The sequence below is a fragment of the Paenibacillus timonensis genome, from assembly GCF_022427145.1.
Lineage (GTDB): Bacteria > Bacillota > Bacilli > Paenibacillales > Paenibacillaceae > Fontibacillus > Fontibacillus timonensis.
In genome coordinates, this window is sequence record NZ_JAKSXN010000091.1 from 1 (window position 1) to 13,439 (window position 13,439).

The window sequence follows — 13,439 nt, forward strand, 5'->3', positions numbered from 1 at the left end:
CATTCGCGGCGAACGGCGGCATTCGCCAATTTATCAGGCAGGCGGGTAGTCGTCCATGATGCACGTGTCCCCTCAGCATATATTTATTAAGACCCAGGAAACGCAAGATTGAATTCCACGAAGATAGGATGAAGAACCTTGGAGAACGTCAAGGAAAACCGGTACGGCGAGGCTTATCAGGCCGGATACGCAGAAGGAATCCGGTATGGCGGATGCCAGGCCGTGCTCGAACGAATTCCGCCGCTCACCCGGACGAAAGTGGACCTGAGGGTGCTGTACGTGCCCCAGGGGTTCGACGCGATTGACGAGGGGGTTCAAGCCGCGCTAACGGAGCTGACGCGGGAGTGTGTCGTCACTACCCCGGAAATGATGCTGCAGGAGGCCGAACGCCTTCGTCCCGATTTGGTGCTGGTGATGAACTCGCTGCATGTCTTTCCGCCCGACCATGCCGCACAAATGGAACAAATTCGGGGGATGGGCATTCGAACCGCCGTTTGGTTCGTCGATGACCCCTACTTTACCGACGACACGATCACGCTGGCCCTAAGCTACGATTTGGTGTTTACGCACGAGATCGAATGCGTACCGCTGTATCGGTCACTCGGAGTTCGAAGCGTTCACCATCTTCCGTTGGCCGCCAATCCGCACCAATTTCGGCCGATTCCGGCCCTGCCGGAATACCGCTACGACGTGTGTTTCATCGGCAATGCTTTTTGGAACCGGGTCGCCTTGTTCGACCGCTTAAGTTCGTTCCTGCAGGATAAACGGGTGCTCATCGCCGGATTCCACTGGGACCGGCTGCCCCGTTACGAACTATTGTCGCGGTTTATCCGCCCCGGTTGGGTTCCCGTCGAGGAGACGGTTCGCTACTACAATGCCTCCAAAATCGTGCTCAACATCCACCGGCCGACGCAAGCTGGCCAGGATAACCGGAACGGACGCGACACCCCGGGGGGATCGATCAATCCGCGTACCTATGAAATCGCCGGCTGCGGCGCTTTCCAGATTACGGACATCCGCAGCGATTTGGCCTCCTATTACCAACCGGGCTTCGACATTGAGACGTTCCGGGATGAAGTGGAGCTGGAGGCGAAAATCCGTTACTACCTCGAGCACGAGGAGGAACGTCGTCTGATCGCTTGGCGTTCGCTGTGGACGACGACGGCCGTCCATACCTATTCGGATCGGGTCAGTCGTCTGTTGGCCGCAGTCGCTGAAAGCTAATTTCAAGAACCAACCCAAAAAGGAGTGACATTATGTTCACAGAGGAAGCGGCTGGCAATACGATTCAGACCGTTTTGAGCCCGGCCGAGAGCGGAAGAACCAACGGGCTCCGCGACGGCTATGCCGAGGGATATCTGAGGGGAAGGGCCAGCTATATCGTGAATCAACCACGGCCGGCTTTTCCGGTCCGTAAAGTGAAAGTCCTTTACGTCAGCTCGGGGAAAGGGTTCCCTTACTCTCCGCTCGACGATGCCGTAACAACGACGCTTCGCACATTAACCGCTGAGATGATCGCCGCTGTGCCGGGAGACCCGATTCCCGATTTGGTAGCGCAGCATAAGCCCGACCTGCTGCTCGCCCTCGACGGGCTGGAGCTCCCCGTGGAGCATTTGAGCGCCGTGCGAGCCATGGGCGTTCCGACCGCCGTTTGGTTTACGGATGATCCTTATTACACCGACTTGACGATTCCGTTGAGTTCTCATTACGACTATGTATTTACGCTCGAACGGAACTGCGTCGATACCTATCGCGCAGCCGGCTGCAGCCAGGTGCATTATCTGCCGTTCGCCGCGTTTCCGGGGCACTATCGGCCAACCTTGATCCCCTCCCCACATCGCCGCAATTTAAGCTTTATCGGCTCGGCCTATTGGAACCGGGTGATCTATCTTCAACCGGTCCTTCCTGCCTTGATGGAGCAAGGCTTATTGATCAACGGAATCTGGTGGGATCGGCTTCCCGAGTTCCCGGCTTATGCGGACCGGATCGAGCTGGGCAAATGGATGGGGCCGGTGGAGACCTCCGAGGTATACAGCGGATCGAAAATCGTCCTGAATCTGCACCGTTCTCCGTTCGAAGAGGACGTCAACAACAATCAAGCCGGGATCCCGGCGGCATCGCCCAATCCGCGGACGTTCGAGATTTCGGCCTGCGCCACGCTCCAATTGGTGGACGCGCGCGACGACTTAGCTTCGTTCTACCTTCCCGGGGAAGAGATCGAGACCTTCACTTCGCCGGAGGAATTGGTCGATAAGGTGCGTTATTACCTGACCCATGAGGAAGAAAGACGGGAGATCGCCCTGCGGGCGCTGGATCGGACCTTGCGGGATCATACGTATGCCAATCGGTTAGATCAGCTGTTGTCTGTGATCTTCGGGTGATAACAGCGGATAAGATGCTTGGTCCGGGCGGCCGGAAAAAGCGCAAGCAAAGGAGGGGCAATCGTGCCGGATAAGAAGAAGCTGCTGCTGTTTTCGCATGTGTGCAATTCGAGGAACGTAACCGGTGCCGAGAAGCTATTGTTGTTTAATGCGAGGAAGCTATCGGCTTTCTACGACTGTACGATTGTGGTTCCCCGGCAGGGCAGTTTGTCGGTGTTGGCCAAACGTTACGGGATCCGGACCCTGCTGTGCGAAAGCGGGCTGCTCTATGGCATGTGCGCTCCGCATGCCAACCTGAGCGGCGAGTTCCATACGATCGCCTGGAGCGAGCAGGTGCAACGCACGATCGAGCTGCTGAACGAAGAGCGTCCGGATGCCGTGCTGGTGAATACCAGCGTCAACGTATCGCCGGCGATCGCTGCCAAACAGCTGGGTATTCCCGTCATTTGGCAGATCACGGAGGTGATCGCGTCCAATGAATTCACCGCGGAGGCGGTGAATCTGATCGATAGGTACAGCGACCTGATTATCGGCATTTCCGATTCCGTGCTGACTCCATTCCTGGAAGGGCAGGCAGCGGATAAAACCGTGCTGCTGTATCCTTCTTGGAATCCCGAGGATATCCACCCCGACCTTTGGCCGGCGCAGCGCTGGCATAAAAGGGCCGGGTGGAAGGTCAAGTCGTCGGAAGTGCTGGTGGGCTATATTTCTTCCTATCTGATCCCGGAGAAAGGGGCCGATCATTTCATCGCGGCGGCGCTGAGCCTGGCGGACCGATTCGCAGCGGCGAAGTTCGTCGTCGTTGGCGCGGAGATTCACCAAGAGTATTACCGGAACCTAAAGCGAGCGGTCCAGGGATCGCCGCATTCGCACCGATTTGTGTTCGTTAGCTTTGAAGACCATGTGGAATCCGCTTTTAGCGCGATGGATATCGTCGTCGTCCCGGGGATTCTGCCTGAAGGGTTCGGGTTAACGGCGCTGGAAGCCATGGTCTTCGGCAAGCCGGTCGTCGCTTATGCTTCGGGCGGGTTGCGAGAAATATTGGAGGCGGTAGGCAGCGGTGCTTACCTGGTGCCCACGCGGGACAGCGGCGGACTCGCGGAAAAATGCGCGGAGCTGCTGTCCTCCATGGAATTGGTCCGCAGCGTAGGGGAGCGTAACCGGGTTGAGGTGGAAGCTGCATTTGGCCCGGCAGCCTACGATTTGCGGCTTCAAGGGCTGGTTCAGCGCGTGCAGGGGCTTTCGGGCTTCGTGGTACCTTTGCCCGAACCGGTACCGATCATGCCGTCCCCGGGCACCGAGGATTTCCGTTCTGGTCTTGAGGCGACTACCGGGGAAATTCCGCCCGCAGCGTCCGCCAACCCCGCTGGGCGCCATAGAAGGATCAAGCTGAAGCGAGCCAAGCGATTGCGCAGGAGAAGATCCGGCGTCGGACGAAGCTTGTCCGCTCGGCACGGCGCGGCGAGTCGCGTTCGCAAGCCGGTCCGGCGGCGCCGCAAGCCCGGCCGGAGAATCGCAAGAGCCCGCATGAAACGCGTGCGTAAACGCCATAAGTCTGCAAGGAGATGAGACCGTGAAGATCATGACCATTTTGGGAACCCGGCCGGAGATCATCCGGCTGAGCCGGATCATTCCGCTGTTGGACCAATGGGCCGACAACCATGTGCTGGTGCATACGGGACAGAATTTTACGGCCAGTCTCAGTGATGTTTTTTTCCAAGAGCTCGGGTTGAGACAACCGGATTATATTTTTCAAGATCATCAAACGACGCTAGGTAGCCAGCTTTCGGCGATGTTCGCGCAGATGGAGCGGATTTTGGATGCGGAACGCCCGGATCGCGTGCTGCTGCTGGGGGATACGAACAGTGCGTTATGCGCCGTGCTGGCCGAGCGGCTGGGTTACCCGGCAATCCACATGGAAGCGGGCAACCGCTGCTTTGACCTGGAGGTTCCCGAGGAGAAGAACCGGAAAGTCATCGATGCGGTGTCAACCATCAATATGCCCTATACCCCGCAGAGCAAAGCTCATTTGATCGCGGAGGGGGTTCCGAGCAACCGTATCGTGCTGACCGGCAACCCGATTTATGAAGTGATGAGGCATTACGAGCCGCAGATCGAAGCGAGCGACATTCTACAGCGGCTGGGCCTTAAAGAAGGAGAATATTATCTCGTCACGGCCCATCGGGCAGAGAACGTCGATCGGCCTGCTTCCCTGCATGCCATTATGGAAGGGTTAAACCGGGTTGCGGAGGCCTCGTCCAAGCGGCTGATATGCAGCATTCACCCCCGTACGAGATCGCGGATTGAACGTGATTTGAGGCTCGAAATGCATCCACTCGTCGAATTTCACGAGCCGTTCGGGTTCTTCGATTTCGTGAAGCTGGAGAAGCATGCGTTATGCGCCTTGACGGACAGCGGCACGGTACAAGAGGAGTGCTGCATCATGCAGGTGCCCACGGTAACGATCCGTCGGACAACAGAGCGGCCGGAGACCGTCGATTGCGGCAGCAACGTCGTTTCCGGCGTGGATGCTCACAGGATCGCCGAAGCGGCGGCGATGATGGCGGGAATGGAACGCTCGTGGCCTTGTCCCGAAGGGTACCTGGAGGAGAAGGTTTCGCAAAAAGTGGTCAAATTCGTGCTTGGAGGGAAGTTGAATGTTTAAAGATCAAGTCATTCTCGTCACCGGGGGGACGGGGTCCTGGGGATACGAGCTGATCCGCCAGCTCCTCCCTCAGGAGCCGAAGGAGATCATCGTTTATTCCCGGGGAGAGGCGGCCCAGGTCGCCATGAGCCGCGTTTTCGACGACGGGCGCCTGACGTTCCGCATCGGAGATATCCGCGATAAGGAAGCGCTGACGGCAGCTTGCCGGAATGTGGACCTCGTCTACCATCTGGCGGCCTTGAAGCATGTGCCGATATGCGAGGAACAGCCCAGCGAAGCGCTGAAAACGAATGTGGTCGGTACGCAAAACGTCATCGAAGCCGCCATCGAAAACAAGGTTAAGAAAGTCCTCTATATCTCTACCGATAAAGCCTCCAATCCGTCCAACTTCTACGGGATGACCAAAGCCATCGGTGAAAAACTGGTCGTGTATGCCAACCTGCTCCAGGAGGAAACCCGGTTTGTGTGCATCCGCGGCGGCAACGTGTTGGGCACCAACGGCAGCGTCATTCATCTGTTCAAGCAGCAAATCCGCGAGAAGAAGGAGGTCCGGATCACCGATTTGGAAATGACCCGATTTTTCCTGACGATGCCGGAAGCGATTCAGCTACTGTTTAAGGCGTCCATGGAAAGCGTGGGCGGCGAGATTTTCGTTATGCTGATGCCGACCTGCCGGATCGTGGACCTGGCGGAGGTGCTGATTGAGGATTCGGGCGAATCGGACGTAACGATCGTAGAGTCGGGGATTCGGCCCGGGGAACGGATTCACGAGCTGCTGCTCAGCGAATACGAGAGCCGGACGACCGTGGTATATGACAAGGAGTATCTGGTGATTTTACCTGTTCTGGACATCGCGGGCTTGAAGGATCGGTACGGTCATTTGCCGTTGGTCGCTTTGGGCGAGCTGAGTTCCGAGCATGAGCAGATGAGCAAGGAAGAAATCCGCAACATGCTGGATAAAGGAGGATTTCTCTCATGAAGATGCTGATCCTCGGGGGTCACGGGATGGCGGGCCATGTCCTGGTGCGGCATTTTCGCGAGCAAGGAGAACACCAGGTGTTTTATACCTCGCGCGATTCCGGCGACCCAGGCTCGCTGATTCTGGATGCCGGTGATATCGTCGCCGTTGACCAAGCGGTTCAACTCGTTCGGCCGGACGTGATCATCAATGCGGTTGGGGTGCTGAACCAGTTCGCCGACCACGACAAAATTATGGCCTACCACATCAATGGATTTCTGCCCCATCGGCTGCGTCATTTGGCGGATAAAACGGGCGCGCGCCTGATTCACATCAGCACGGACTGCGTCTTTCTCGGCGACCGCGGCAGTTATCGGGAAGACGATCAGCCCGACGGCGTAACGACGTACGCCTTGACCAAGGCGCTCGGCGAGGTGCGGGACGAAGGACATTTAACGATCCGCACCTCGATCATCGGACCGGAGATTCGCCGTCAGGGCATCGGTTTATTCCATTGGTTTATGAGCCAGGAGGGTAAGGTATCCGGGTATCGCCGGGTGAAATGGAACGGGGTGACCACGGTGCAGCTTGCCCAAACGATCGATTGGCTGCTGGATCGCCCGGTGTCCGGCTTGATTCATCTGGCTCATCCGGAAGTCGTCAGCAAATACGAGATGCTTCATCTCTTTCGGGAAATCTGGGGGAAAACCGACATCGAGATCGAACCGGACGACGGTCCGGCACTCGATCGGACGCTGGTGAACACCCGCCCGGAGGCGGCGGTTCCCCTTCCCCCATTCCGGCAAATGCTGGAGGAGATGGCCGAATGGATGAGACGGCATGGGTGACGGGGCGGCGGTCCTCATCACGGGAGGAGGCGGTTTTACCGGCCGCCACGCGAGCCGCCGTTTTGCCGCCAAAGGATACAAGGTCTTTGCCTCAGTGAGAAGCGAAGCCGGACTGCCTTCCATCGAAGGGGTACAGTACCTCGTCTGCGATTTGACGGACAAAGCGGGGGTTAAACGCATCATCGACCGGATCCGGCCGCAATACGTGTTGCATTTAGGAGGCAAGAACTCGGTGCCGGATTCCTGGGCCGAGCCGCTCCTCTATATCGAAAGCAATGTCATGACGACTCTGTACTTGCTGGATGCCTTGCAGGCTTTCGGTTTGGGGGATACCCGCATACTCGTAGCCGGCTCGCGCCTCAAGTTCGGGCTGGAGAGCCCGATTTACCCGACCCATCCTTACGGATTAAGCAAATCGCTGCAAGAGGCTGCCGCATTGGCCTGGGGAAAATTGTTCCGGCTTGGCGTGATGATCGCCGAGCCGGGCAACTTGATCGGAGCGGGGCCGTCCACGGGAATCTGCTCTCTGCTCGCCCGGCATATCGTCCGCCTGGAGCGAGGGGAGTCCCCTCCCCCCTTCCTGTTGTCCGCGGCGGACGCCCGGCGCGATTTCCTCGACGTGCGCGATGCGGTGGACGCTTATGAATTGCTGCTGCGCCAAGGCGAGGTGGGCGAGGTGTACCCGGTTTGCTCGGGGCGGGAACGGAGCCTGGCCGAGCTGGCGAAGGATATCTCGCTCCTGACGAAAACCGCGGACTTAAAAATAGAGGTCGGCTCCCCGTCAGGAAAGGAGAAGCTTCTTCAAGCCGAACCGCTTCTTCCCCAAGCGCTGTGGTCCCTGGGGTGGCGACCCGTCTTGGCCTGGGAACAATCGCTGCAGGAGGTACTGGATTATTTTCGCAAGGAGGGGACCGCATCATTATGAATCCACGCGTAAGCATCATTATTCCGTTTTACAACTGTCCTTATATTGAACAGGCGGTGCAAAGCGCTCTGAGCCAAACGTACCCGCATACGGAGATCATCATCGTCGATGACGGTTCGACCATGCACGCGGAGCGGATCGCTCCTTACCGCGGGCATGTCTATTATCTGGGCAAAGCCAACGGGGGAACCGCCTCCGCCCTCAACCACGGAATCCGCCACGCTTCCGGAGAGTATATCGCCTGGCTTAGCTCGGACGATCTGTTTGCGCCTGAGAAGGTCGCGGTTCAGTTGAATTTCATGCGGGAGCAAGGCGCTGAAATTTCCCATACTAATTTTCATTATATCGATGAGTATGGACGAGTCACCCAATACAATGCCGGTATGCAGCCCTTGGGGATGCGGGAACTGGCGAACACGTTATACAGCGGTAATCCGGTGAATGGCTGTACCGTCATGATCCGCCGCAGCTTGATCGAGCGCGTAGGTTTGTTTGACGAAGCCCTGCCGTACACGCACGATTACGATTTGTGGCACCGGGTGCTGCTGTCTCGCACCGCTTTTCCTTATTTGAACGTACCGCTCATTTCTTACCGGCGCCATTCGGGAATGGGGACGCTGCGCCATCAAGCGGCGATCTCGGCGGAGATCGGCTTCCTCCAGAACCGCTACCGTGATGCGCTGACCCATCTCATAGCCACTTCTTAACGCATCCGGCGAATCCTGTCGGGGAGGAGATTAAAATAAGCGGGTATCTTGATCAAGTTGTCTATACCAAAACTGTCCTCTGATCATAACCTGTACTAGATTACAAGAAGGTGGTGATTAAGAGATGGGTGTCTTTCTTGATGCCAGAAGCTCCGTGAACTCCAACCAACCCGGTTTCCCAGGGACTCCGCTTACGGATACTCCCGCTTTGTTCGGGATTATCGGCCTGCAAACACAAAACGTTCCGAATCCAATCGTCATTCTGCAAGGGGTCGTCGGTATTCTGGGAGACGTTGGCGATACGTTTACGATCGAGATTGTTCGCGGTGCAACGTACGCTCCTGCCAACGTCATCTATACGCTCGACGGCGTCGTCAGCAACGCCGTGTCGACAGAAGTCACGTCTTTCGTAGCCGCCGAGCTCCTGGCTCCGGCCGCTCCGGAAACTGTTTATACGTCCTTTATTTCCGGGGCAACCACGGCTGTTCGCAACGGTCCTGAAGCTTTTACAGGCATTGCCCAACAGGGTTAGGTTATGCCCAGAAAACCTGCCTCGGGGTGTCCCGGGCAGGTTTTCTGCTAAATCCAATCTGAGCATTGACAGAAAAGGACTTGAAGGGATGAAGCGCCTAAAAATCTTGTTCGTGACAAAGGACTTCAGTCAATATTTGGAACGAAATTTTCATTACATGCAATCGGAACTGCGAAAACATGCCGATTTGGCATTGGACTATAGAGGCGGAGAGATGCGGGCGATTCTAAAGCGAGCTCCCTTTCAGCCCGATTTCGTTCTGTTTAACGACATGTTTCATGCCTCCTATTGCCCTCCGGTTCAGGGGCTCGCCCAATTGAAGATGCCTTGGGGCATGATCATGCATGATCTTCACGCTAAGTCGGAGCAGCGACGAGAGTTCCTGCGACGGTTTCCCTCCGCGAACATTTTTGTGATGTACCGGCAAGCGTTCCGGGAGCGATTCCCCGAGTTCAAGGGTCGTCTGCTTTGGCTCCCCCATTTCGTGGAGCCTACCGTGTTTCGGGATTATCGCCGCCGGAAGAACATCGACGTCCTGTTCATGGGAGCGTCCAACCCGAAGGTGTACCCGCTCCGCCATAAGATGAAGACGGCTCTGACCGGGCATCCCGGCTTCGTATCCCATTATCATCCCGGTTATACGAACTTCGGATCCGATGCCCAGGCGCTCGTGGCGCGCGGCTTTGCGCTGGAAGTGAACCGGGCCAAGACCTTCCTGACCTGCGATTCGATCTACCACTATCCGCTGCGGAAGTACTTTGAGGTGCCCGCTTGCAACACGCTGCTGCTCGCTTCCGACAATGCCGATTTGCGCGCACTCGGATTCAGGTCCGGCGTACATTATGTGGCCGTAACGGAGCGGGATTTTCTAGCCAAAATCCATTTCTATCTGCATCCGAACAACGAATCGCTGCGGGTCAAGATCAGCCGGCAAGGTTATGCGTTCGTCCGGGAGAAACATACAACTTCCGTCCGCACCCTACAGCTTCTCCAGATGATCGGTTCCATCGTCGGGTAATTTCCGCCAAAGCGAAAAAGGCGCAAGGATCGTCCTTACGATCAAACTTCATGCGAAAGGGGAGATGGATTTTGTCACGGATCATCGCCATCGTCGGTATGGGCTATGTCGGTCTGCCTTTGGCCGAAACGTATCTGGACCAGGGTTTTCGCGTCATCGGCCTCGACAAGGACGAAGAGAAATTACGGCTTTTGCGATCGGGACGCAGTTACATCGCGGACGTTCCTGATGAGAAAATCAAACGATATGCCGATGCCCAGCGATTGACGGTAACTTCGGATTTCGGCGGGATCGCGAGCGCAGAAGCGGTCATTATTTGCGTGCCGACCCCGTTGACGGATCAGCATGTACCGGACATGACCTACCTGATCGATGCCGCGGAAAAAATCGGGGAACATCTCCAGCCCGGGCAATTGGTCGCGTTGGAAAGCTCAACTTACCCCGGAACTACCCGGGAGGTGATTTTGCCGCTTCTGCAAAAAAGCGGTCTTCACCCGGGGACGGATTTTTTTGTCGGGTTTTCACCGGAACGGGTGAATCCCGGAAGCCGCCGCTACCCGCTGCGGGATATCCCCAAAATCGTTAGCGGCGTCACCGCCGCTTCAATTGGGAATCAATGTTTGGGAAGTGGTGGAGGCGGCCTCGTCCAAGCCGTTTGGTTTTAAAGCATTTTATCCCGGTCCCGGCGTCGGCGGACATTGCATCCCGGTGGATCCGATCTACCTGCAATGGAAAGCGCAGCAGATGGGGGTGGCCAGTTCGTTTATCGAGATCAGTTCGCGGATTAACCGCGAGATGCCGGCGTACATCGTTTCGCGGCTGCAGGAGGAATTGAACGCTTCCTCTTTAGTCGGCAAGCGGATTTTGGTGATCGGCATTACGTTTAAAGAGGACGTTGCCGATATCCGCGAATCGAGCGTGCTCGAACTGATCCGTCTACTGATGGATGCAGGAGCGAAGGTCGAGTATCATGACCCGCTGATTCCGGAGGTGAAGATCGGCGGCGTTAAGCTGCTTTCGGTGGAGTTAAAGGAGGAGCGCTTGGCCTCCTCGGATGGCGTGGTTCTGGCGGTCCATCACCGCGGATTGCCGCTGGAGGATGTCGTGGAGCACGCGCCATTCGTGTTCGATACGCGAAATGCGTCCGCCGGTCTTCAAGGCAAAGCCCGAATTGTTACGCTAGGCGGCGGAAAATCAGGATCCGCACAAAACGGATTTTCGCGATGACTATAGTCACGAAAGGAAGGTAAACAGATGTTCAGAGATAAGATTGTCTTAATTACCGGAGGAACCGGATCCTGGGGGAAAATGCTGACGAGGAGACTGTTGCAAGAGGGGCCACGGGAGATTCGCATTTTTTCGAGAAACGAATACGCTCAGGTTCTGATGCAGCGGGAATTTAGCGGGCATGCCTCTTTGCGGTATCTGATCGGCGATGTCCGGGATTATGCTGCGGTGGAGGCGGCTTGTAAAGGAGTCGACTATGTCTTTCATCTGGCAGCGCTAAAACATGTGCCGGTTTGCGAATTCCAGCCGGAAGAAGCGCTCAAGACCAACGTGCTCGGAACGGAGAATATCATTCGGGCGAGTATCGCGCATAAGGTCATCAAAGTGATCGACGTATCTACCGACAAAGCGGTGGACCCGACGAATACGTACGGAATGACCAAAGCCATCGGGGAGAAGCTGATGATCCGCGCGAACGATTTAAGCGAACATACCCGGTTTACTTGCATCCGCGGGGGGAACGTGCTGGGGACAAACGGCAGCGTCGTCCCGCTGTTCATCAACCAACTGCGGGAAGGGAAAGATTTAACCCTTACGGTTCGGGAGATGACTCGTTTCTTCCTGACTTTGTCCCAGGCGATCGATCTGCTCCTCAAAGCGGCCACAACGGCGATTGGCGGGGAAACGTTCGTGATGAAAATGAAGGCTTGCCGCATTGTCGATATCGCCGAAGTGCTTGCGGAGCACTATCTCGGACATAACGTCCCTGTGAAGGAAATTGGCATTCGCCCCGGGGAGAAGCTGCATGAGGTGTTAGTCTCCCGATACGAAGCTCCCTATACGCTGAAGTATAGCGATCAGTATTACGTCATCCTTCCTCCCGGTTCCAAGGAGCTTATGGCCCATTATTCCAACCTCCCGCGCGATCTGTTCTCCGAATACCATTCCAATGCGTCCTTGCTCGATAAAGCGGAGGTTGCCGAGTTGTTGCGGGAGGGAGGGTTCCTGACCTGATCACCATCAGCTTATGCATGATCGTCAAAAACGAAGAGACCCGTTTACCCGTGTGCCTGGGCTCTGTCGTCGATATGGTGGACGAAATGGTCATCGTCGATACGGGATCGACCGACCGCACCAAGGAGGTGGCCGCGGAATTCGGGGCCAAGGTCTTTGAGTTCGCCTGGCGGGAGGACTTTGCCGCCGCACGGAATTTCGCCTTTTCCCTGGCTACCTGCGAGTATGTTCTCTGGATGGATGCCGACGATATTTTTACCGAACCCAACCGCGTTAAGTTTCTTCGGTTAAAGCAAGAATTGACCTCCGACATCGACGCGGTCCTGATGAATTACGTGCTCCGCGAACAGGAGCAGACCGGAGAGGCCTTGGCTTTTACGCGACGGAACCGGTTGGTCAAGCGAAGCCGGAACTATCGCTGGATCGGCATCGTACACGAGTATCTGGATGTCGCGGGAGGGAAGCAGCTTTTGACGGATATCGCCGTGACCCATCGCGGAGGCGAGGGCCATTCCGGACGGAATTTGCAGATCATCGAACATTATTTGGCTTCCGGCGGCGTCCTGGAAGGCCGCTTGCGCTTCCATCTGGCGTGCGAATTGGCCGATTGCGGGCGATATGAGGAAGCGGCACGGCATTTCGCGGAGTTCCTCCTCGATCCCAAGGCGAACCGGGATGATCAGGTTCTGGCTTGTGCCCGTTTAGCCGACTGTTACGGGTATTTGGGACGCGAACGGGAGAAGCTGGAAGTCTTGCTGCAATCGTTCCGGTTTGATATCCCGCAGCCGGAGATCTGCTGCGCCATCGGCAAATGCATGGAAGAACGCCAGGAATGGGCCATGGCCATTTATTGGTATGTCCAGGCGCTGCAGAATGCCAACGGCGGCAGTTGGACGGCCGTCGTACATGCTGCTTCCCGGACATGGCTCCCCCATAGCCGGTTATGTCTGTGTTATGCCCGGCTCGGCCATTTGGCCAAGGCGTATGAGCATAACCGGGAAGCGCTTCGATATTTGCCGGACGATCCGGGTCTTCTTGAAAATGAAAGAAAACTGAAGTTGGCTTTGGAAGCGGCGTCTCCCCAATAGTATATGTATTTTTAGCAAAAAAATTGCCGAGCAAAGAACCTCCAGCTCTCTGGAGGTTCTTTGACGTTTTTCTAGT

At 56.5% G+C, this 13,439-nt stretch carries 14 protein-coding genes; all 14 read left to right on the plus strand.

The annotated features are described in order from the left end of the window. Nucleotides 1-138 precede the first annotated feature (138 nt). The 14 genes from MJ257_RS23170 (at nucleotide 139) to MJ257_RS23235 (ending at nucleotide 13,363) form a co-directional block, all read left to right on the plus strand. Nucleotides 139-1,224, plus strand: coding sequence for a CgeB family protein (locus MJ257_RS23170; protein ID WP_240271475.1), 1,086 nt, complete (start codon nucleotides 139-141; stop codon nucleotides 1,222-1,224). Between the two features lie 32 nt (nucleotides 1,225-1,256). After that, the gene (locus MJ257_RS23175) at nucleotides 1,257-2,381 is read left to right on the plus strand and encodes a CgeB family protein (protein ID WP_240271476.1); all 1,125 of its coding nucleotides are present in this window, start codon (nucleotides 1,257-1,259) and stop codon (nucleotides 2,379-2,381) included. Between the two features lie 63 nt (nucleotides 2,382-2,444). Continuing rightward, nucleotides 2,445-3,950: a glycosyltransferase family 4 protein gene (locus MJ257_RS23180; RefSeq protein WP_240271477.1), complete on the plus strand. Its 1,506-nt coding sequence runs from the start codon at nucleotides 2,445-2,447 to the stop codon at nucleotides 3,948-3,950. Between the two features lie 4 nt (nucleotides 3,951-3,954). Then, nucleotides 3,955-5,046: a non-hydrolyzing UDP-N-acetylglucosamine 2-epimerase gene (gene wecB, locus MJ257_RS23185; protein WP_240271478.1), complete on the plus strand. Its 1,092-nt coding sequence runs from the start codon at nucleotides 3,955-3,957 to the stop codon at nucleotides 5,044-5,046. Then, entirely contained in the window at nucleotides 5,039-6,025 is a 987-nt protein-coding gene (locus MJ257_RS23190; RefSeq protein WP_240271479.1) for a polysaccharide biosynthesis protein, read from the plus strand. Before wecB ends, MJ257_RS23190 begins: the two co-directional genes overlap by 8 nt. Continuing rightward, nucleotides 6,022-6,852, plus strand: a complete 831-nt coding sequence (locus MJ257_RS23195; protein WP_240271480.1) for an SDR family oxidoreductase — start codon at nucleotides 6,022-6,024, stop codon at nucleotides 6,850-6,852. The genes MJ257_RS23190 and MJ257_RS23195 overlap by 4 nt, the downstream gene beginning before the upstream one ends. Next, on the plus strand, nucleotides 6,845-7,777 hold the full coding sequence (locus MJ257_RS23200) for an NAD-dependent epimerase/dehydratase family protein (RefSeq protein WP_240271481.1): 933 nt from the start codon (nucleotides 6,845-6,847) through the stop codon (nucleotides 7,775-7,777). The genes MJ257_RS23195 and MJ257_RS23200 overlap by 8 nt, the downstream gene beginning before the upstream one ends. Then, complete coding sequence (locus MJ257_RS23205) at nucleotides 7,774-8,484, plus strand: glycosyltransferase (protein WP_240271482.1); 711 nt, start codon at nucleotides 7,774-7,776, stop codon at nucleotides 8,482-8,484. Before MJ257_RS23200 ends, MJ257_RS23205 begins: the two co-directional genes overlap by 4 nt. A gap of 124 nt (nucleotides 8,485-8,608) precedes the next feature. Then, nucleotides 8,609-9,016 carry a hypothetical protein gene (locus MJ257_RS23210; RefSeq protein ID WP_240271483.1) on the plus strand — a complete coding sequence of 136 codons (408 nt, stop codon included), beginning with the start codon at nucleotides 8,609-8,611 and terminating at the stop codon, nucleotides 9,014-9,016. 112 nt (nucleotides 9,017-9,128) lie between these two features. Continuing rightward, nucleotides 9,129-10,034, plus strand: coding sequence for a glycosyltransferase family protein (locus MJ257_RS23215; RefSeq protein WP_240271489.1), 906 nt, complete (start codon nucleotides 9,129-9,131; stop codon nucleotides 10,032-10,034). Between the two features lie 50 nt (nucleotides 10,035-10,084). Continuing rightward, complete coding sequence (locus MJ257_RS23220; RefSeq protein WP_240271484.1) at nucleotides 10,085-10,699, plus strand: nucleotide sugar dehydrogenase; 615 nt, start codon at nucleotides 10,085-10,087, stop codon at nucleotides 10,697-10,699. Further along, entirely contained in the window at nucleotides 10,641-11,261 is a 621-nt protein-coding gene (locus MJ257_RS23225; protein ID WP_240271485.1) for a UDP binding domain-containing protein, read from the plus strand. Before MJ257_RS23220 ends, MJ257_RS23225 begins: the two co-directional genes overlap by 59 nt. A 27-nt stretch (nucleotides 11,262-11,288) precedes the next feature. Continuing rightward, a complete protein-coding gene (locus MJ257_RS23230; protein WP_240271486.1) occupies nucleotides 11,289-12,275 on the plus strand; it encodes a polysaccharide biosynthesis protein in 987 nt (328 codons plus the stop codon). A 17-nt stretch (nucleotides 12,276-12,292) separates the two neighbouring features. Next, nucleotides 12,293-13,363, plus strand: a complete 1,071-nt coding sequence (locus MJ257_RS23235) for a glycosyltransferase (RefSeq protein ID WP_240271487.1) — start codon at nucleotides 12,293-12,295, stop codon at nucleotides 13,361-13,363. Nucleotides 13,364-13,439 lie beyond the last annotated feature (76 nt).

What these genes read in the sequence shown, in the direction of transcription:
- MJ257_RS23175 (WP_240271476.1), top strand. Translation starts at nt 1,257, where the DNA reads ATGTTCACAGAGGAAGCGGCTGGCAATACGATTCAGACCGTTTTGAGC.
- MJ257_RS23190 (WP_240271479.1), top strand. Translation starts at nt 5,039, where the DNA reads ATGTTTAAAGATCAAGTCATTCTCGTCACCGGGGGGACGGGGTCCTGG.
- MJ257_RS23195 (WP_240271480.1), top strand. Translation starts at nt 6,022, where the DNA reads ATGAAGATGCTGATCCTCGGGGGTCACGGGATGGCGGGCCATGTCCTG.
- MJ257_RS23200 (WP_240271481.1), top strand. Translation starts at nt 6,845, where the DNA reads ATGGGTGACGGGGCGGCGGTCCTCATCACGGGAGGAGGCGGTTTTACC.
- MJ257_RS23205 (WP_240271482.1), top strand. Translation starts at nt 7,774, where the DNA reads ATGAATCCACGCGTAAGCATCATTATTCCGTTTTACAACTGTCCTTAT.
- MJ257_RS23210 (WP_240271483.1), top strand. Translation starts at nt 8,609, where the DNA reads ATGGGTGTCTTTCTTGATGCCAGAAGCTCCGTGAACTCCAACCAACCC.
- MJ257_RS23220 (WP_240271484.1), top strand. Translation starts at nt 10,085, where the DNA reads ATGCGAAAGGGGAGATGGATTTTGTCACGGATCATCGCCATCGTCGGT.
- MJ257_RS23230 (WP_240271486.1), top strand. Translation starts at nt 11,289, where the DNA reads ATGTTCAGAGATAAGATTGTCTTAATTACCGGAGGAACCGGATCCTGG.
- MJ257_RS23235 (WP_240271487.1), top strand. Translation starts at nt 12,293, where the DNA reads ATGATCGTCAAAAACGAAGAGACCCGTTTACCCGTGTGCCTGGGCTCT.